16 protein-coding genes are annotated in these 18,115 nt (G+C 67.9%); 10 read left to right on the forward strand and 6 right to left on the reverse strand.

The window, feature by feature from the left end:
- Nucleotides 1-23: 23 nt before the first annotated feature.
- Nucleotides 24-1,217 (reverse strand): hypothetical protein, encoded by a 1,194-nt coding sequence (locus AB0M45_RS20125; protein ID WP_364331014.1) that lies wholly within the window; start codon nucleotides 1,215-1,217, stop codon nucleotides 24-26.
- Between the two features lie 383 nt (nucleotides 1,218-1,600).
- Here AB0M45_RS20125 and AB0M45_RS20130 point away from each other — a divergent pair, with 383 nt between their 5' ends.
- Nucleotides 1,601-1,924 carry a hypothetical protein gene (locus AB0M45_RS20130; protein ID WP_364331017.1) on the forward strand — a complete coding sequence of 108 codons (324 nt, stop codon included), beginning with the start codon at nucleotides 1,601-1,603 and terminating at the stop codon, nucleotides 1,922-1,924.
- 13 nt (nucleotides 1,925-1,937) lie between these two features.
- On the opposite strand, the gene AB0M45_RS20135 is transcribed toward AB0M45_RS20130, so the two are convergent.
- Both AB0M45_RS20135 and AB0M45_RS20140 read right to left on the reverse strand, forming a co-directional pair.
- Nucleotides 1,938-2,963: a Gfo/Idh/MocA family oxidoreductase gene (locus AB0M45_RS20135; protein WP_364331020.1), complete on the reverse strand. Its 1,026-nt coding sequence runs from the start codon at nucleotides 2,961-2,963 to the stop codon at nucleotides 1,938-1,940.
- Nucleotides 2,964-3,016: 53 nt separating this feature from the next.
- The gene (locus tag AB0M45_RS20140; RefSeq protein ID WP_364331023.1) at nucleotides 3,017-4,021 is read right to left on the reverse strand and encodes a LacI family DNA-binding transcriptional regulator; all 1,005 of its coding nucleotides are present in this window, start codon (nucleotides 4,019-4,021) and stop codon (nucleotides 3,017-3,019) included.
- 272 nt (nucleotides 4,022-4,293) lie between these two features.
- Here AB0M45_RS20140 and AB0M45_RS20145 point away from each other — a divergent pair, with 272 nt between their 5' ends.
- The 7 genes from AB0M45_RS20145 to AB0M45_RS20175 all read left to right on the forward strand — a co-directional run bounded on the left by AB0M45_RS20145 (nucleotide 4,294) and on the right by AB0M45_RS20175 (nucleotide 11,655).
- Nucleotides 4,294-5,190 carry a TIM barrel protein gene (locus AB0M45_RS20145; RefSeq protein ID WP_364331026.1) on the forward strand — a complete coding sequence of 299 codons (897 nt, stop codon included), beginning with the start codon at nucleotides 4,294-4,296 and terminating at the stop codon, nucleotides 5,188-5,190.
- Nucleotides 5,191-5,199: 9 nt separating this feature from the next.
- Nucleotides 5,200-6,210, forward strand: coding sequence for a sugar ABC transporter substrate-binding protein (locus AB0M45_RS20150; RefSeq protein ID WP_364331029.1), 1,011 nt, complete (start codon nucleotides 5,200-5,202; stop codon nucleotides 6,208-6,210).
- Between the two features lie 17 nt (nucleotides 6,211-6,227).
- Nucleotides 6,228-7,277: an ABC transporter permease gene (locus AB0M45_RS20155; RefSeq protein ID WP_364331032.1), complete on the forward strand. Its 1,050-nt coding sequence runs from the start codon at nucleotides 6,228-6,230 to the stop codon at nucleotides 7,275-7,277.
- Nucleotides 7,274-8,056: an ATP-binding cassette domain-containing protein gene (locus AB0M45_RS20160; RefSeq protein WP_364331035.1), complete on the forward strand. Its 783-nt coding sequence runs from the start codon at nucleotides 7,274-7,276 to the stop codon at nucleotides 8,054-8,056. The genes AB0M45_RS20155 and AB0M45_RS20160 overlap by 4 nt, the downstream gene beginning before the upstream one ends.
- Nucleotides 8,053-8,991: a 5-dehydro-2-deoxygluconokinase gene (gene iolC, locus AB0M45_RS20165; RefSeq protein ID WP_364331038.1), complete on the forward strand. Its 939-nt coding sequence runs from the start codon at nucleotides 8,053-8,055 to the stop codon at nucleotides 8,989-8,991. The genes AB0M45_RS20160 and iolC overlap by 4 nt, the downstream gene beginning before the upstream one ends.
- Before the next feature lie 151 nt (nucleotides 8,992-9,142).
- Nucleotides 9,143-10,996, forward strand: coding sequence for a 3D-(3,5/4)-trihydroxycyclohexane-1,2-dione acylhydrolase (decyclizing) (gene iolD / locus AB0M45_RS20170; protein ID WP_364331041.1), 1,854 nt, complete (start codon nucleotides 9,143-9,145; stop codon nucleotides 10,994-10,996).
- Nucleotides 10,997-11,451: 455 nt separating this feature from the next.
- Nucleotides 11,452-11,655, forward strand: coding sequence for a cold-shock protein (locus tag AB0M45_RS20175; RefSeq protein ID WP_014987157.1), 204 nt, complete (start codon nucleotides 11,452-11,454; stop codon nucleotides 11,653-11,655).
- A gap of 89 nt (nucleotides 11,656-11,744) precedes the next feature.
- Here AB0M45_RS20175 and AB0M45_RS20180 read toward each other — a convergent pair whose 3' ends face one another.
- Nucleotides 11,745-12,389: a TetR/AcrR family transcriptional regulator gene (locus tag AB0M45_RS20180; protein ID WP_364331045.1), complete on the reverse strand. Its 645-nt coding sequence runs from the start codon at nucleotides 12,387-12,389 to the stop codon at nucleotides 11,745-11,747.
- A gap of 78 nt (nucleotides 12,390-12,467) precedes the next feature.
- Here AB0M45_RS20180 and AB0M45_RS20185 point away from each other — a divergent pair, with 78 nt between their 5' ends.
- Nucleotides 12,468-12,920: a VOC family protein gene (locus AB0M45_RS20185; RefSeq protein ID WP_364331048.1), complete on the forward strand. Its 453-nt coding sequence runs from the start codon at nucleotides 12,468-12,470 to the stop codon at nucleotides 12,918-12,920.
- 836 nt (nucleotides 12,921-13,756) lie between these two features.
- On the opposite strand, the gene AB0M45_RS20190 is transcribed toward AB0M45_RS20185, so the two are convergent.
- Nucleotides 13,757-15,466 (reverse strand): alpha/beta fold hydrolase, encoded by a 1,710-nt coding sequence (locus AB0M45_RS20190; protein ID WP_364331051.1) that lies wholly within the window; start codon nucleotides 15,464-15,466, stop codon nucleotides 13,757-13,759.
- A gap of 68 nt (nucleotides 15,467-15,534) precedes the next feature.
- The gene (locus AB0M45_RS20195) at nucleotides 15,535-16,089 is read right to left on the reverse strand and encodes a TetR/AcrR family transcriptional regulator (RefSeq protein WP_364331054.1); all 555 of its coding nucleotides are present in this window, start codon (nucleotides 16,087-16,089) and stop codon (nucleotides 15,535-15,537) included.
- 143 nt (nucleotides 16,090-16,232) lie between these two features.
- On the opposite strand from AB0M45_RS20195, the gene serA reads away from it, so the two are divergent.
- The gene (serA, locus tag AB0M45_RS20200; protein ID WP_364331057.1) at nucleotides 16,233-17,831 is read left to right on the forward strand and encodes a phosphoglycerate dehydrogenase; all 1,599 of its coding nucleotides are present in this window, start codon (nucleotides 16,233-16,235) and stop codon (nucleotides 17,829-17,831) included.
- Nucleotides 17,832-18,115: the final 284 nt, after the last annotated feature.

Here is an 18,115-nt window from a genome sequence, read left to right on the forward strand (position 1 = left end):
CCGGATATCGGTTCCACTCGGCCTCACGGCGCCACCTGATCATCGAGGGGGAGACCGAATTCGGTTCGGACGGCGGCGAGCAGAACATCGACATCCGGGCCGAAGACGATGGCCGTCTCGTACAGGGTGGTGATCGCCGCGTCCCTGGCAGCGGGCTTGGTGGCGTCGACGATCGTCGGCAGGGCGAAGGACGGCCGGTGGATCGGCCCGAGGTCGAAGGGATTCGGCGCCGACTCGCGCGAATAGGCGACGAGGGATCCGACGATCTCGTTCCCGTCCTCGCCCACCGGCCCGAAATCCTCCTCGTGCAAACGGGTGAACGCAGCCTCCATGTCGTCGAATGGCGGCGGCAGCGGCTTGCCTTCGCGCAGTGCGCTCAAAGCCCTTTGTATCCAAGGCCTTTCGGCAATTTCCGCCTTTTCGCAGGCCTGGACAGCAGACCAGCACGCCAAGCGCCGCAGATCCTGCTCGTCCATTGTGGCGATCGCCTCGGCGAGCGGGCGGTCATAGCGGGATACCTCCTCGGCGCCGGAGAGATCCCGCAATTCTTCGATCGGATCTCCGCCCCACTGCTTTCGCTCGAACGCCGCGGCTCGCTCGGGCAACTCGGAAATGTGCAGATGATGGACACCGTCTTCATCGAAAACCGTGACCCACTCAGGCTCTTCGCGTTCTGCCGAGGCGGGGCGGTCTGGGATCGGAACGTTCTCCGGCACACCGTATTCGGGCATATTCCACCGCACGGCGGGCAGCGGTTCACTGCCGTCATCCGGCCAGAGCCGGATCCGCCACACATCGCCGGGTTCGGTGGACCCAGGCCAGCCGTAGTTGACGAATCCGCGGCCACTGACCTCGATCAGGTAGTCACCCTCCGGAACCTCACAGTCCGCCGCACCGTCTGTCGGTGACGACAGAGACAGGAATCCCTCGGGGCCGACGCGCAGCCGCGCCTCGCATACCTGTTGCCACTGGTCCCGATCGCCGGGCGGCCGGGCTCCCCACACTTGCACCGTCACGGGCATCCGGAAGTTGTTCTGGTGCGGGTTGAGCACCACCATGGCCAGACCGTCTGAGGCATGGGGATGTGCCGCCAGCGCGCGGTCGAGGAGATCGATTTGCCGATCAGGATCTCCGAGACCGCCATCGACACAGAACTGCCCGTAATCCATGAACAGCTCCACCGTTTCCTCGCTGACCGGACGTGCCGCTTTGCTCATCGCGACATCCTGACACGAAGCGGCCGACCGCTACGGCTGCCGATAGCACCCATCTTCGAGAAGTGTTCTGATCGGAGCCGGTCCACTGGTCATCTGCCCAGACCGTGCGGATCCGAGGCAACGCGTGCTCGGGCGGATGTCCCCAAGGCTCGCGGGATCGGTCGTGACTGCGCAGCGAAACAGGAGGCGGAAAACTGACAATCTGATGTTTCAACCGAGCTGCGGTTCGAGTGTTGACACCATCCCTCAACGGGTGTAGCCCAGCCATTAGGGGGACGAGACAGAGAAGGAGTTCGGTCATGCTCGGCGACCTCATCGCGGAAGAATAAGGCCAGGTCACGGTGCAGCGAGTACTGCGCGGTGAGAACGGACTTCCGCCGGCGATGGAGACTTCGTTCCAGGCCACGGGACATCTGCTCGACGTCACCATCAACGACACCGGAACGTATACGGGTCGGCTTCGCGCCGACGGCACGCTTTACGGCGAGGGTCAGGGCGTCATCATGAGCCCGACCGGCGCCCACGCCAGTTGGCAAGGTTCCGGCGTCGGCATTCTCAGCGAGAACGGCTCGGTCAGCTGGCGCGGCTCGATCGTCTACGACAGCGACTCGTCGGAATTTGCTGCGCTGCGCGGCACCGCAGGTGTCTTCGAATGGGAGACGGACCCGAGCGGCAAGGCGATCGGCAAGCTGTGGGCCTGGAAGTAGGCCAAATGCCTTTTCACGCGCGGTGCCGTACTTCGGCTATCTCGACAGCTCGGCCTTCTCGCCGGGACAGTTCGCAGGCCTCAGCGACGTAGAACGCTTCGAGAGCATCCAGCGGACTGCATGGATTGTCCAGTTCGCCGCTGATAACTGCGACGAAGGCGGAGAGTTCCTCGGTGTACGCGGGACGAAACCGCTCCATGAAGCTCGCGTAGGCGGGGTAGGAAGGGGGAGCGTAATCGGGTTCGACCGATGTCAGAGGTGCCCGGTCGTCCAATCCGACGATGGCGTTCCCCTTGGAGCCCAACGCTTCCAGGCGGACGTCGTAGCCGGCCCCGTTGTAGCGGGTCAGCGACACGGTCGCCAGCGCTCCGTCGTCCATGCGCAGCACCACCGCGGCTGTGTCGACGTCGTCGGCTTCGGCGAAGAACGCCGCGCCCCGGTTGGCCCCGAGGGCATAGACCTCGACGATCTCGCGTCCCGTCACCCAGCGGATGATGTCGAAATCGTGCACTCCGCAGTCGCGGAATATACCGCCCGATCGCGGAATGTATTCGGCGGGCGGGGGAGCCGGGTCGAGGGTGGTGGCGCGCAATGTGTGCAGCCAGCCGAGTTTGCCGGAGCGGACAGCTTCACGTGCCGCGCGGTAGCCCGCGTCGAAGCGGCGTTGGAAGCCGATTTGGACGGGGACGGGGGAGTTGCGGATGTGGTCGATGACGCCGAGTGTGCCTTCGATGTCGGCGGCTACCGGCTTTTCGCAGAAGACGGGGATGCCCGCGTCCACGGCGCGGGTGATGAGTGCGGGGTGGGAGTCGGTGGCCGTGGCGATGATCAGGCCGTCGAGGTCGGCGGCGAAAAGAACGTCGAGGTCGGAGGCGAATTCGACACCGAGGTGGGTGGCGGTCGCGCGGGCTCGGTCGGTGTCGGCGTCGGCGACCAGGACGGTGGCGACGTTCGGGAGCTTGGTCAGGGTTTCGGCGTGTGAGGTCCCGATGCGGCCGGTTCCGGCCAGGCCCAGGGTAACGGCTCGGTGGGATGACATCGGCTCTCCTTAGCGGTGGAATCGCGGCCTGTGTCGGCGGGCGCGGCGGTGGTTCAGTGACCGGGCGCGGCGGTGGTGGCGCGGACGACGAGGGATGGTTGCAGGCGGCGGCGGACCGGGGCGGTGCGGCCGTCGCGGAGCCGTTCGGCGAGCGCCTCGATCGCGAGGCGGCCCATCTCGGTGCGGGGCTGGTCGATGGTGGTCAGGGCGACGTGGCGCAGCGCGGCGAGCGAGGTGTTGTCGTAGCCGACGACCGAAACGTCTTCCGGGACGCGTAATCCCGTTTCCTCCAGCGCCGACATCGCGCCCACGGCGTTGAAATCGTTGCCGCAGACCAGCGCGGTGGGAAAGTTGTCGCGGGAGAACAGGTTCAGCAGTTTGCGTACCGCGGCCATGCCCGCGGAGTCGGTGTGTTCGCTCGGCACGACCATCGGCTCCAAGCCGTGGCGTTGCATGGCCGTCCGGTAGCCCTTGCGGCGTGGCGCCGAGGCGAAAGCGCCGCCGCCGTCGAGATGCACGATGCGCCGATGGCCGAGGGAGACCAGGTGATCGACGGCGAGACCGGCGCCGATCTCGCCGTCGTCGTTGACCGTGTCGATGTCGGGGACGGTGGAGGTGCGGGAGACCAGCACCAGCGGAGCCTGCTGCGCCGCTTCGCGGATAGCGGCGGCGGGCAGGATGGGCGACAGCAGGATGAGGCCCCCTGGCCGGAAGGACAGCAGGCTTTCCAATGCGGTCCGCTCGCGCGCGGCACTGCGGCGGCCGGTATTGAGGATCAACTCGAGGCCGGATTCCTGGGCGGCGGCGTCCATGCCTTCGACCACGTCGGCGAAGAAGGCGTTGCGCAGGTCGGAGACCATGACGCCGACGATGTTGGAGGTCCGGCTGGCCAGCGAGCGCGCCATGATGTGCGGGTGGTAGCCGAGGTCTTTCGCCGCGGCCAGGACGGCACGGCGGCGGTGCTCGCTGACCTTGGGCGAGTTGCGCATGACGAGCGAGACGAGGGCACGGGAAACGCCTGCGCGGGCGGCGACGTCCTCCATGGTGGGTCGCGCCATATCGCCTCCGTTCCGAGTTCGTCCGATCCTTCGCCCGACCCCCGCCGGACCGGACGATACAAGATCCCTGCACCCGAATCAATAGAGCGCTCTAACTAGACTTTACGGACACTCGATGGCATCTGTTTCCGAGTGAGCTCGGGAATATCAGCTGGTAGCGACCCACTTAACGGGCGAATCGAAAGCTCTTGACACACTATGACCTACGTTACATAGTTGGAGCGCTCCAATAGAGCGGAGTCACCTCGACATCGAAGGTCGGAGAAGTGCCGATGACCGAATCCCTCTACTCGCCGCGCATCGCGGCCGCGCCGATCTCCTGGGGGGTCTGCGAGGTCCCCGGCTGGGGCCACGTGCTCGACGTGCGCACCGTTCTGTCGGAAATGGCCGAACTCGGCCTGTCCGCTACCGAACTCGGCCCACCCGGCTACTTGCCGAACGACCCCGCTGAACTGCGGCGATTGCTCGACTCCTTCGGCCTGACGGCGGTCGGCGAATTCCTCGCGCTCGTGCTGCACCGCGACCGGCAAGACGCCGTCGCGCGGGCCGAGGACTCCGCCACGCTGCTGGCCGCCATCGGTGCCGAAGTGCTCGTGCTCGCCGCCGCGACCGGGCTGAAGGGATACGACGCGCGCCCGCAACTGGACGACGCCGAATGGCGCACCTTGGTCGACACGGCCTCCGCGATTCGCGATACAGCCGCCGCGCACGGCCTGCGCGCTGTTCTGCATCCGCATGTCGGCACCCACGTGGAGCGCGAACCGGAGGTCGAACGATTCCTCGCCGACTCCGATCTCGACATCTGCCTGGACACCGGGCACCTGCTCGTCGGCGGCACCGACCCCGTGCGCCTCGCCCAACGGCATGCCGGGCGAGTCGGGCACATTCACCTCAAGGACGTCCGCGGCGCACTGGCCGACCAGGTGCGCGCGGGGGACCTGGAGTACAGCGAGGCGGTGCGCCGCGGCTTGTATGTCCCGCTGGGCGAGGGCGATATCGACGTCGCGGCGCTCATGCGATGCATGCAGGCCGCGGGCTATCGGGGGTGGTACGTGTTGGAGCAGGACGCCGCGCTGCGGCCGACCGACTCGGCGCGGCAGTCCAGCCGCGACGCCGGACGCAGTTTGCGCTATCTAGCGGACATCGCGCTCGCCGCGGCAGGAATCTAGTGGGAAGCGATGACAACGATGTCTCTGAGACCACACCGCGGCGCGACCACGTGGCGCTTCAGTCGCATGCTGCCGTGGGTCGCCGCGGCCGCCCTCGTGGCCGCGTGCACCGGCCCCGGCGCCGACGCGCCCGCCCCTTCGCAAACCCCGATCGCCGCTGGGACGGTGAATTCGGTCGCCGTCGTGACTCACGGCAGCCCCGGCGACGCGTTCTGGAACGTCGTCAAGAACGGAGCGGAGGCCGCGGGCAAGGATCTGGGCATCCGCGTGGAGTACAACGCATCGGGCGATCCCGGTCAGCAGGCGAAGCTGATCGACAACGCGGTGGCGCAGGGTGTCGACGGCGTCGTCGTCTCGATGGCCAATCCCGAGGCGCTGCGGCCATCGGTGGAAAAGGCTGTGGCCGCTGGCATTCCGGTGGTGACGATCAATTCCGGTGAGGCCGAGAGCGCGAAGTTCGGCGCGTTCGTCCACGTGGGCCAGAGCGAAGCGCTGGCGGGGCAGGCAGCGGGCCGGCGACTGGCCGACGCCAAGCGCACCAAGATGCTGTGCGTCATCCACGAGGCGGGCAATATCGGCGCGAACCAGCGTTGCGAAGGTGCGACGAAGGCTTTCGGCAACGCGACGACCCTGCAAGTCGACATCAACAACCCGACCGACGCGCAGTCGAGGATCAAAGGCGCGCTGGAGGCCGACCGGTCCATCGACGCGGTCCTGACACTGAACTCCCAAGTCGCCGCGCGAGCCGTCGACGCGGTGCGGGAAGCGGGCTCGGCCGCCACCGTCGCCACCTTCGATCTGAACTCCGATGTGGTGGAGGCACTCCGGGCGGGCAGGCTGCTGTTCGCCGTCGATCAGCAGCAGTACGAGCAGGGCTATCTGCCGATCGTGCTGCTGCGGCTGTACCGGGCGAATCTGAACACCGTGGGAGGCGGCACGCCGGTGCAGACCGGCCCCGGCTTCGTCGACAAGAGCAACGTAGAAGCCGTCGCCGCGCTCGTCGCGCAGGGCACGCGCTGAGGTCGGGAGTGGATGAAATGACCGTTGCGACACAGACATCCGATCCGACACAGGAGCGATCGGCGGGCCTCTCGCCACTGCAGCGCTTGGCCGTACGGCCGGAGATCGGCGCGGCGCTGGGCGCGCTGCTGGTGTTCGTGTTCTTCTCGATCATCACCGACCGGTTCCTGAGCCCGCTCGGCGTGGCGACCTGGCTGGATGACGCGTCCACGCTCGGCATCATGGCGGTCGCCGTGGCCCTGCTGATGATCGGCGGCGAGTTCGACTTGTCGGCGGGCGTGATGACCGCATCCACCGCGCTGGTCACCGCGTTGCTCGCGGTGCATGCCGGGTGGAACGTGTGGTTCGCGCTGCTGGCCTCGTTGGCGTTGGCGCTGGCGGTCGGGGCGTTCAACGGCTGGGTGGTGATGCGCACCGGCCTGCCCAGCTTCATCGTCACGCTGGGCACGTTCCTCGCCCTACAGGGCCTGAATCTCGGCGTGACGCGGCTGGTCACCGGCACGGTCCAGGTTTCGGGTGTGCGGAGTGCGGACGGCTACCAGTCGGCGGGCTGGGTGTTCGCCTCGACGCTCGACATCGGCGAAGCGCACATCCAGGCGTCGGTGGTGTGGTGGGTCGTGCTGACCGCGCTCGCCGCGATCATCCTGGTGCGTACCAGGTTCGGCAACTGGATCTTCGCGGTGGGTGGCGCGCTGCCGAGCGCCCGCGCGGTCGGCGTGCCCGCGGACCGCACCAAGATCCTGCTGTTCATGGGCACCGCGTTCGCGGGCTGGGTGGTCGGCTCGTGCAACATCCTCCGGTTCGCGAGCGTGCAGGCCAACCAGGGTGTCGGGCTCGAACTGCACTACATCATCGCCGCCGTGGTGGGCGGGTGCCTGCTGACCGGCGGCTTCGGTTCCGCGGTCGGCGCCGCGATCGGCGCGCTGATCTTCGGCATGGCGCGCCAAGGCATCGTGTTCGCCCGCTGGGACAGCGACTGGTTCATGCTGTTCCTCGGCGTGCTGTTGCTGGCGGCGGTGCTGGTCAACAACAGATTCCAGAAACGAGCCGAAAGGGTACGCCGATGACTCACCTCATCGAGGCCGTTGACCTCGGCAAGAGCTACGGCGGCGTGGTCGCGCTGCGCGAGGTGTCCACCGTGGTGAACGCGGGCGAAGTGACCTGCGTGCTCGGCGACAACGGCGCGGGCAAGTCGACGCTGATCAAGATCCTGGCCGGGGTGCACCAGCACGACCGGGGCGAGTTGCGCGTCGAGGGTGAAACGGCCCGGTTATCCTCGCCCCGGGAGGCATTGGATCGCGGCATCGCCACGGTGTATCAGGATCTCGCGGTGGTGCCGTTGATGAGCGTGTGGCGCAACTTCGTGCTCGGTTCCGAACCCACCGTCGGATACGGACCCATCCGGCTGCTGGATCGTAAGAAGGGCCAACAGATCGCGCGAACGGCTTTGGCGGACATGGGAATCGATATTCGCGACCTGGAGCAGCCGGTGGGCACGCTGTCCGGTGGCCAGCGGCAATGCATCGCCATCGCGCGCGCCGTGCACTACGGGGCGAAGGTGCTGATCCTCGACGAGCCGACCGCCGCACTGGGTGTGAAACAGGCCGGTGTGGTGCTGAAGTACGTCGTGCAGGCGCGCGAACGCGGTCTCGGCGTCGTGCTCATCACGCACAACCCGCACCACGCCTATCCGGTCGGCGACCGGTTCCTGTTGCTCAAGCGGGGCGCGATGCTCGGTTCGTACGAGAAACCGGAGATCGACCTGCCGGAACTGACCCGTCAGATGGCGGGTGGGGCGGAACTGGACGCCTTGCAGCACGAACTGCAGCGGGTGATGGACTCGTGACCGAGCTGGAGGCGCTGACCATCGGCCGGGTCGGGGTGGACCTCTATCCGGAACAGAGCGGCGTCGCCCTGGCGCAGGTGCGCAGCTTCGCGAAGTTCTTGGGCGGCACCGCGACGAACGTCGCGGTGGCGGCGGCCCGGCTGGGCCGCCGCTCGGCGGTGCTCACCAAGGTTGGACCCGACGGCTTCGGCGATTTCGTGCGGACCGCGCTGGAGGGCTTCGGCGTCTCCTCCCGTTACGTGACGACCGCGCCGGACCTGCTGACCCCCGTCGTGTTCTGCGAGCTCACCCCGCCCGCCGATCCGCCGCTGCTGTTCTACCGAGCGCCGATCGCGCCGGATCTCACCATCACCCCGGAGGAAGTGCCCTGGGACGTGGTGGATTCCGTGCCACTGCTGTGGGTCACGGGCACCGGCGTGAGCGCCGAGCCGTGCCGGGGCACGCAGCGCGAGATCCTGCTGCGGCGCGCGCGACGCGGGCACACCGTGCTCGACCTGGACTACCGGCCGATGTTCTGGCCCGACGCCGACACCGCGCGGGCCGAGATCGGCTGGATGCTCGACCACGTGAACGTGGTGGTCGGCAACCGCACCGAGGTCCAGGTGGCGGTGGGCACCGTGGATCCGGACGCGGCGGCCGACCGGCTGCTCGCACGGGGTGTGCGTCTCGCGGTGATCAAGCAGGGCGCCGACGGCGTGCTGGTCGCTACCGACTCCGAGCGCTGGACCGTGCCGCCCTGCCGAGTAGAGGTCGTGTGCGGGCTCGGCGCGGGCGACGGATTCGGCGGTGCGTTGATCCACGGTCTGCTCTCGGACTGGGATCCGCGCCGCATCGCCACCTACGCCAACGCGGCGGGCGCGCTGGTGGCCGCACGTCTCGCCTGCGCCGACGCGATGCCTACCGCCGCGGAAATCGAGGAATTGCTGTGCGGGTGAGCCCTGCCGCTGGGCATGTGACCGACGAACGCCGGCGCGAGCTGCCGCGCGTTCGGGCGAGAGACCCTGCCGAGCGGGCCTCTGTGCAGCGCGGGCGATGGGACGGCGAATCAATCGGCCGCCCGGTCACCACTCACGATGGAGGGATCGGATGAAACTGACCGCGGCGCAGGCGCTGGTGGCCTGGCTGGTCGCCCAGCGCTCCGAAACACTCGACGGCCGCGAGGTGCCGCTCTTTCCCGCCGTTTTCGGGATCTTCGGGCACGGCAACGTGCTCGGCCTCGGTACCGCGCTGTACGAACGACGCGACGAACTCCAGGTCTGGCGCGGACACACCGAAGAGGGGATGGCGCTCGCGGCCGTCGGCTATGCCAAGGCCACGCATCGGCGTCAGGTCGGCGTCGCGACCTCGTCGATCGGTCCCGGCGCGCTGAACATGGTGACGGCGGCAGGCGTCGCGCACGCGAATCGCCTTCCGCTGCTACTGCTTCCGGGAGACACGTTCACCGGCCGGGCGCCCGATCCTGTCCTGCAGCAGGTCGAGCATTTCGGCGACGCCACCGTCACGGTGAACGACGCGTTCCGCGCGGTGAGCCGGTATTTCGACCGCATCACCCGCCCGGAACAGCTGATCTGCACCCTGCCCCAAGCTGTCCGGGTGCTCACCGACCCGGCCGACGCCGGTCCGGTCGTCCTCGCGCTCCCGCAGGACGTTCAAGCCGAAAGCTACGACTTCCCGGACGCGCTCTTCGTGCCGGTCGTGCACCGCTTGGCGCGGCCTCGCCCCGACCAGCGCGCCCTCGCCGAGGCCGCCACCACGCTGCACGCCGCACGACGCCCGCTGCTGGTGCTGGGCGGCGGTGTCCGTTATTCGGGCGCCGGGCACACGGTACTGGAGTTCGCCGAGCGTCACGGCATACCGATCGTGGAGACCACCGCGGGCCGCACGCTGGTGCCGCATGACCATCCGCTGTACGCGGGACCGTTGGGTATCACCGGCTCGGCGTCGGCGAACGCGATGGCCGCCGAGGCCGACGTGGTCCTCGCGGTCGGGACCCGATTGCAGGACTTCACCACCGCGTCCTGGACCGTCTTCGCGCCGGACGTTCGCCTGGTGACGATCAACGTGGCGCGGTTCGACGCCGTCAAGCACGGCGCCTTCGCGGTGGTCGGTGACGCCGACGCCACCGTGCGCGAGCTGGCCGAACAGCCAGGGGAGTGGCGCCTCGATCCGGAGTGGACAGCACGAGCCGTGGCGTTGCGCAGCACGTGGGACGCGCACATCGACAAACTGCGCGCGCCGACCCCGGGCATGCCGAGCTATGCCCAGGTCGTCGGCGCGGTGAACGACCTGAGCGGGCCGACCGACTACGTGATGACGGCCTCCGGCGGCCTGCCCGGCGAACTCGTGGGCGGCTGGCGCGCGACTGGCGGCGCACCCACCATGGACGTGGAGTACGGCTTCTCCTGCATGGGCTACGAGCTCGCGGGCGCGTGGGGCGCGGCCATGGCCCATACCGATGGCGTGGTCACGACACTGCTCGGGGACGGCTCCTATCTGATGCTGAACTCGGAATTGTTCTCGGCCGCCTTCGCCGGGCACCCGTTCGTCGCGGTGGTCTGCGACAACGACGGCTACGCAGTGATCGCCCGCCTGCAAGAAGGCCAAGGAGGTGCCCCGTTCAACAACTTCTACGCGAATTGCCTTACCACCCAAGAGCATCCGCCCCGAGTCGACTTCGCCGGCCATGCCGCGGCCCTGGGCTGTTCCGTCTTCACGGCCGCTGAACTGGGCGAATTCCGCGATGCCTACGGGCGGGCGCGCGTCGCCGCCGCTGCCGAATCCCGTCCGGCGGTGGTCGTGGTGCGGACACAGCCGTCGGCGTGGACCGAGGCGGGCGCCTGGTGGGAGGTCGGCGTGCCGGAGCACCTGCCGGGCCGGGCCGACTACGACGAGACCAAACCGCGCCAGTTGCGCTATCTGCGTGGCGTGAACAGAACTTAACGAACGGTGCGTCCGGCCGCCGGCCGACGTAGGATGAACTGCCGGATTCTGCGTGCTGTAGCCTGTAAACGGTTGGGGCACAACGAAACTGGTAGCAGAAGGCCGATGCCGAGCCGCGTAGACGAAGGAAACGTTCATGGTGCCGGGCGCGGTGGCCCATGCGATCGGGGTGTGCTCGTCGAAGACGACGGCGGGTGCATCGGGCGAGCAATACGGGGTACCCGAGTGCTGTTCCGGAGAGTGGGTTGTCCGGATCGGGTCCCGACCGAGCGTGGGAGGTGAAGACGCAGTCCGCCCGTGAACGAGCGTCAGCGAGTGAACCGAGAGCGCACTCGTGAGCGTTAGCTCACAGTTGGTGGACGGAACGTGAGTAATTCGTCGGATCATGGCATCGTTGATCTACGAGACCGGGGCATATCGATGAACACACCTGGCTCGTCTACAGAAAGTATGAAATGGCTCAAGGCATTGTGAAGTGGTTCAACAGCGAGAAGGGCTTCGGCTTCATCGCACAAGACGGCGGGGGCCCCGACGTCTTCGTGCATTACTCGGCTGTGAGCGGCTCGGGTTTCCGGTCCCTCGATGAGGGGCAGCGCGTGGAGTTCGAGATCGGCCAGGGACAGAAGGGTCCGCAGGCCCAGGACGTCCGCGTTCTCTGATCGCGACCAAGCTTCCGAAAGGCCCCGCACCAGAACGGTGCGGGGCCTTTCCCCTGTTCAGAGGGTTTTACGCGGCCGAGCGAGTGAATCTACCAGCTAGGGGACGTACGCGACGGGGCCGACCGCGGATCGATCGCCTCAGGCGGGGTGGCGCGCAGCGCGTCGAGCAGGCGGTGCAATGCGGTAGTGGTCTCGGCGAGCGCTCCCGGATCGTCGGTCGAGGCGAGCCAGAGCGCGGCCTCGTTCATCGCGCCGGACAGCAGGTGGGTCAGCGGTTCGATCGGTTGGGGCGCGAGCACACCTTCCTGGACCAGCAGATGTAGCGCCTCGCCGAGATAGCGGGCGGAATTGGCCTCATCCATGGCTCGCCATTCGTGCCAGCCGAGGACCGCGGGGCCGTCCACGAGCATGATCCGCTGAATCTCCGGAGCGGTGCAGGTGGCCAGAAAGGCCTCGCAGCCCGCCACCAGTTGGGACCAGGCGTCGGGCTGGGCCTCCGCCGCCGCGGCGACCCGCTCGCCGACCTCCTGCTGTACCTGGTCGAGCACCGCTCGGAACAGCGCGGCTTTGCTGTCGAAGTTGTGGTATAGCGCGCCCTTGGTCACCCCGGTGGCCGCGACGATCTCCGAAAGACCAACAGCGCCATACCCTTTCGCCGCGAACAATCGTCGGCTTGTGCGCAGCAGGGCGCGGCGCGTCTCTTCGCGCTGCTTGGTGCGCAAGGTGCCCGGCATCGATGGTTCTCCTGTTGACGTACCGAAAGTATGTGAACTAGCGTACTCGACATTCCATCGGTATGTGAAAGGCCAGGCATGAAACTCGGCAGCTTCTACCCCGTCGTCTGCACCACCCGCCTCGCGGAGTCGCGAGACTTCTACACCACGTGGTTCGACTTCGAGACCACCTTCGAGGCTGACTGGTACATCAGCCTGCGCAGGCCCGGCGGTGCCGACGAGCCCGCGTATGAGCTGGCTCTGCTGGACTACACGCACCCCACGGTGCCCGCGGCCTTCCGAAAGCCGGTGCAGGGGCTGCTGCTGAACTTCGAGGTCGATGACGTCGACGCGGAATGGGACCGCTTGGTGGTGCGGGGCGGTGTGCGCGCCGAAATAGACATCCGCACCGAGGAATTCGGTCAGCGCCACTTCATCGTTGCCGACCCTGGTGGCGTTCTGATCGACGTGATCACCGAGGTTCCGCCGAGCCGGGAGTACGCCGAGCAGTTCAGTGCCGACCACGTGGCCGAGAAGTTCGGGGCCAGCTGACCGTGCGCGACCGGCGGTACGGATGCCGCGTGCCGTCGTCGCCGCGCGGGTGTTCCGGAGATGCGGCGCGGATCACCGGCGGCTTGTCACGGCCACTCGTGCGCGAATCCGGCGCCGGCCTCGGATATCGGCGACGGCATGGCTCCACTATTTCCAGGCTCTGCACAATGAGGGGGAAGTGACAGTTATTCGGAGCCTCTATTGGTGGCAGCCCGGCCTGGCGTGGGACGACTGTCCGGAATTTCCGGTATCGGCCGTGGTCCGAATTTCTCAGAGCTTTCTTATAAAGTCCTTAGTCTAGAAAACTATTCGCGCCGATGCACCGCCGTGACCTGGTCAAATGACTAAAAGAGCAGGTCGATGACGTGATGGAGAGTGGTGTGCGTCACGACAGTATCGCAACGTGCCCTACATCACTAATTATTAGAATTCCGTAACCGTCGCGGTCCGGCCCTCGATGTGCTTCATGTCAGCCAGTTCGACTGGGTAATATTCCGAGGAAAGGTATTTCCATGATCCCCGTTATCATCGACACTGGTAGCGCTGCTGTGAACGGTCTTTTCAACACCCTCGGCGCGGCGCTGCACGGTCTCGTCGACACTCTGTGGACGGGCTCCTTCGGCGGCCGCTGACCGACGTGACGGTCGAGGAGATCGACCGGTTCTCGCGCCGATGGACGGCGTGATCGAGCGGGCCCCCGCACCGGGCTGGCGCGGGGGCCCGCCGCCGTCCGAGATCCGCCATCCTCCACCGGCACGGAGGTCACAGAGGGCGCGCTGTGGCTGCCGACGTTCGCGCGAGCTCGGCCGCGGGGTGCGACGGACGCCCGAGCGAGGTCAGTTGCGAGCGCCGACGGTGGACATCCGGACGAGTTCGGCCGCAAGCTGCTCCGGATGGGTCAGCTGCGGGTAGTGCCCGGTGCCCTCGATCGAGATCGACTTCCTCGATGTCGGGATGGTGATCGGATCCGCCGAACCGGTGACGACTCGCACCGGTACCTCGACCCGGTCGAGCAATGCGCGCAACTCCTCGCGCCGCGCGGAGGCGCTCGCCCGGCGCAGCGCGCCGATGGTTCGTGCGGCGACACCCGGTCTGCGCAGATTCGCCGCGGCGCTCGTGATCGCCGGGCTGTCGGGCACCCCCAGCCGTTTCGACAAGGCGGTGGCCGAGATTCGGCGCAGTGCCGGTGTCATCAGCGGCGAGCGCAGCAGCATCCCGGCCCGCGGTTGCAAGAACGCGGGCGCCACTAGGACCACACCGGAGATCCGCTCCGGATGCTCGGCCGCGTAACGCAGCACCGGTCCGCAGCCGAGTGAATGACCGACCAGCACCGGCCGGGTGTGGACCGAGGCGAGCAACCGCGGCAGCGCAGCATCGATGTCGCCGGGCGCCGAACGCCCGAGCCCGGGAAGGTCGATGGCGAGACTCGGTCCGTCCAATTCGGCGCGCGCCGCGTTCCAGGACTCGCTGTCCAGCGGAAGGCCGTGCACCAAGACGTAAGCCGGACGTTCGCGTTCACCGCTCACCCAGACGCCGTGCTCGAATCCGGCGGTCGGATCGTCCGCCACCGCACCGAAACGGCTGGCCACGAGATGATCGGCCCACGCGAGAATGGTCGCTTCGGTCGGCGGCATGGTGAGCCCGGCGCGGCGCGCGACCTCGTCCGCCGCGGAAGTGTCGTAGCGGTCCTCGGCGATGAAGGTCATCGTCTCCGGATCGGTGCCGGTCAACGCGCGGGGAAGCTTCGAGATCACACTGACCGGAATCGACAACCGCGGTGCACGGACCCCCAGGTGGCCTGCCAGCAGCCGAATCAGCTTCGGCAGCGCCGGGGTTCGATTGTCGAGGACGGTATAGGACCGGCCCGCGGTATCGGGGAGAGCGGGCAGGCTGATCAGGAAATCGGTGAAGTAATCCAGGTCGACGATCGGCACGAAGGTCTCCGCGCCGCCGGGAATCGCCGCGAGCTTTCCATTCCACAGATCCTCGGCCATGCTCGACAACCCGATGTACTGGCCGGGGCCGATCACACTGCTCGGGTTCGCGATGGTCAGCGCGACGCCGAGTTCGGCCGCGCGGCGACGCAGTAGCGGATCCGACTCGAACTTGGACGCGCCGTACGCGCCGTTCTCGTAACGCTGTTCCTCGGATTCCTCGACGGTGATCCGGTATCCCGTGATGTGCACGACGCGCCGGAGGTCCGGCAGGGCTGCCGCCCAGTCGAGCACGCGCACCGCCCCGGTGACATTGACCGCGTACGCGTCCTCGGGCGCGAGTCCGAAGGCGAAGCGGGCCGCGCAGTTGTACACGTCCCGGATGCCGGAGGAGTCGAACCCGGCGGGCAGGCCGAGATCCGGCGCCGTGACATCGCACGCCACGATCTCCAGCCTGCTCGCCTCCACTCCGCGTCTGCGCAACCAGCTGGTGAGCCGCTCCTCGCTACCTGGCCGCAACGCGGCGGCGACGGAATGCCCCTGCGCGAGCAAGCGGGCGACCGCGTTGCGGCCGAGGAACCCCGCGGCGCCGAACACGATGCTGTCGGACATGAGATGCTCCTTACTAGACCGGTCTACATATTTTGTGGACCTGCGAAAAGTTGGGTGGGCTATTGGGTTCAGAGCAGATTGCGCAGGGTGCGCTCCACCCGCTTCAGGGGTTCGCGGCTGCGTTGCGCACGAGCCAGGAGCAGCGCGCCCTCGACCATCGCGAGCACCGCGGCCGCCATGTCGTCGGCGTCGTCACGGCCGTCGGCCCGCAGGCGGATGCGCAACGCCTCCTCCCATGCCGTGTAGGCGGCGGCGCACTCGGCTTGGATCGGGTCGTTCGCGGCCGCCACGTCCAAGGCGACCGTGGCGACCGGGCACCCCTGCTGCCAGCCGGATGCTTCCAGGCGGTCACCGAACGCTTGCAGCAGCCTGGTCGCCGCCGCGGCGGTGTCGCCGGGCTCGATGGTGTCGATCAGCGTCGCGATGTCCTTGCCCGCCTGGGCGATCGCCACCGCGACCAATTCGTCCTTGCCGCCGGGGAAGTGGAAGTACAACGAGCCACGCGGCGCACCACTGGTCGCCAGGATCTGGTTGAGGCCCGCGCCGTAGTAGCCGTGCCGCTCGACCAGCGCCCGCGTCGCGTCGACCAGCTTGCCGCGTGTCTCGGTGCCTTTCACGCCCATGCCAAGACTGTAGACCGGTCTGCATATTTTTTCCAGCGAGCTGACTGAGGACGGCCGCCTACCAGGTGGTAGGAGCGACCGAAACCGCGCGCACTAAGCTGGTCGGCGGAAATTGCCGACCCCATTCCCCAGGAGTAACCCACGTGAGCCAAGCAGGCCGTCCTGTAGTTCTGATCGCCGACAAGCTCGCCCAGTCGACCGTCGACGCGCTCGGTGACGGTGTCGAGGTTCGGTGGGTCGACGGTCCCGACCGGCCGGCCCTGCTGGCCGCGGTGCCCGAAGCCGACGCGCTGCTCGTGCGCTCGGCGACCACGGTCGACGCCGAGGTCCTGGAAGCCGGGAAGAACCTGAAGATCGTCGCCCGCGCCGGCGTCGGCCTGGACAACGTCGACGTGCCCGCCGCCACCGAGCGCGGCGTCATGGTCGTGAACGCGCCCACCTCGAACATCCACACCGCCGCCGAGCACGCGGTCACCCTGCTGCTGTCGGCCGCGCGTCAGATCCCCGCCGCCGACGCCACCCTGCGCGAGCACACCTGGCAGCGCAGCAAGTTCAACGGTGTGGAGATCTTCGGCAAGACCGTCGGCGTGGTCGGCCTCGGCCGCATCGGCCAGCTCTTCGCCGCGCGCCTGGCCGCCTTCGAGACCAAGGTCGTCGCCTACGACCCGTACGTTTCGCCGGCGCGCGCCGCGCAGCTGGGCATCGAGCTGCTGAGCCTCGACGAGTTGCTCGAGCGCGCCGACCTGATCTCCATCCACCTGCCGAAGACCCCGGAGACCAAGGGCATCATCGGCAAGGAGGCCATCGCCAAGACCAAGCCTGGCGTGATCATCGTCAACGCCGCCCGCGGCGGCCTGGTCGACGAGGCCGCGCTGGCCGAGGCGATCAAGTCCGGTCACGTGCGCGCCGCCGGCTTGGACGTGTTCGAGACCGAGCCATGCACCGACAGCCCGCTGTTCGATCTGCCGCAGGTCGTCGTGACCCCGCACCTGGGCGCCTCCACCGCCGAGGCCCAGGACCGCGCGGGTACCGACGTCGCCAAGTCGGTGCTGCTGGCCCTGGCCGGGGAGTTCGTGCCCGGCGCGGTGAACGTCACCGGCGGCACCGTCAGCGAAGAGGTCGCGCCGTGGCTGGACATCGTGCGCAAGCAGGGCGCCCTGCTCGGCGCGCTGTCCAACGAGCTGCCGGTCAGCGTCGAGGTCCAGGTGCGCGGCGAGCTGGCCTCTCAGGAAGTCGGCGTGCTGGAGCTGTCCGCGCTACGCGGCATCTTCTCCGCGCACGTCGAGGACCAGGTCACGTTCGTCAATGCGCCGGCCCTGGCCAAGGACCGCGGGATCAGCACCCAGGTCGCCACGGCGTCGGAGAGCCCGAGCCACCGCAGCGTGGTCGACCTGCGCGCCGTCTTCGGCGACGGCTCCACCCTGAACGTGGCGGGCACGCTGACCGAGCCGCAGCTGGTGGAGAAGATCGTCAACATCAACGGCCGCAACTACGACATGCGCGCCGAGGGCCTCAACCTGGCCATCCTGAACTACGAGGACCGGCCGGGCGCGCTGGGCAGGATCGGCACCAAGCTCGGCGAGGCCGGGATCGACATCCTGGCCGCGCAGCTGACCCAGGACGTGGACAAGGAAGGCGCGACCGTGGTGCTGCGGGTCGCCCGCGAGGTGCCCGGCGATGTGCAGGCCGCGATCGCAGAATCGGTCGGCGCGGGCAAGATCGTCCTGGTCGATCTGTTCTGATCGGATCGGGGTCACCCCCGATCGCGGAGAAGCTGACGCCGCGCGCGACGTATTCGCGCGCGGCGTTGCTTGTCGGTCGGCCGCGGCCCGGCGTCTGTCGGTCGTTCCGCGGCGCGGTGTCTGTTTGTCGGGACGGGCGCGGTGTCTGTTTGTCGGTCCCGGATCGGCCCCTGTAGCTCGACCCCGGTCCGGCCCAGCCGGTCCGCGTTGTCCATGCGCGGTGCGCCCTCCGTGTCCGCTGCCCAATTCTCGATCGCCCGGCCGCGCCGAGTACCGTGACGGTG

Source organism: Nocardia sp. NPDC051787 (assembly GCF_040681325.1).
Classification (GTDB): domain Bacteria; phylum Actinomycetota; class Actinomycetes; order Mycobacteriales; family Mycobacteriaceae; genus Nocardia.

Coding starts and splice junctions, on each gene's coding strand:
- AB0M45_RS20150 (WP_364331029.1), top strand. CDS start 5,200: ATGACAACGATGTCTCTGAGACCACACCGCGGCGCGACCACGTGGCGC.
- AB0M45_RS20160 (WP_364331035.1), top strand. CDS start 7,274: ATGACTCACCTCATCGAGGCCGTTGACCTCGGCAAGAGCTACGGCGGC.
- AB0M45_RS20185 (WP_364331048.1), top strand. CDS start 12,468: ATGAAACTCGGCAGCTTCTACCCCGTCGTCTGCACCACCCGCCTCGCG.
- AB0M45_RS20175 (WP_014987157.1), top strand. CDS start 11,452: ATGGCTCAAGGCATTGTGAAGTGGTTCAACAGCGAGAAGGGCTTCGGC.
- AB0M45_RS20125 (WP_364331014.1), bottom strand. CDS start 1,217: ATGAGCAAAGCGGCACGTCCGGTCAGCGAGGAAACGGTGGAGCTGTTC.
- AB0M45_RS20180 (WP_364331045.1), bottom strand. CDS start 12,389: ATGCCGGGCACCTTGCGCACCAAGCAGCGCGAAGAGACGCGCCGCGCC.
- AB0M45_RS20155 (WP_364331032.1), top strand. CDS start 6,228: ATGACCGTTGCGACACAGACATCCGATCCGACACAGGAGCGATCGGCG.
- AB0M45_RS20130 (WP_364331017.1), top strand. CDS start 1,601: ATGGAGACTTCGTTCCAGGCCACGGGACATCTGCTCGACGTCACCATC.
- iolD (WP_364331041.1), top strand. CDS start 9,143: ATGAAACTGACCGCGGCGCAGGCGCTGGTGGCCTGGCTGGTCGCCCAG.
- AB0M45_RS20135 (WP_364331020.1), bottom strand. CDS start 2,963: ATGTCATCCCACCGAGCCGTTACCCTGGGCCTGGCCGGAACCGGCCGC.
- AB0M45_RS20190 (WP_364331051.1), bottom strand. CDS start 15,466: ATGTCCGACAGCATCGTGTTCGGCGCCGCGGGGTTCCTCGGCCGCAAC.
- AB0M45_RS20145 (WP_364331026.1), top strand. CDS start 4,294: ATGACCGAATCCCTCTACTCGCCGCGCATCGCGGCCGCGCCGATCTCC.
- AB0M45_RS20195 (WP_364331054.1), bottom strand. CDS start 16,089: ATGGGCGTGAAAGGCACCGAGACACGCGGCAAGCTGGTCGACGCGACG.
- AB0M45_RS20140 (WP_364331023.1), bottom strand. CDS start 4,021: ATGGCGCGACCCACCATGGAGGACGTCGCCGCCCGCGCAGGCGTTTCC.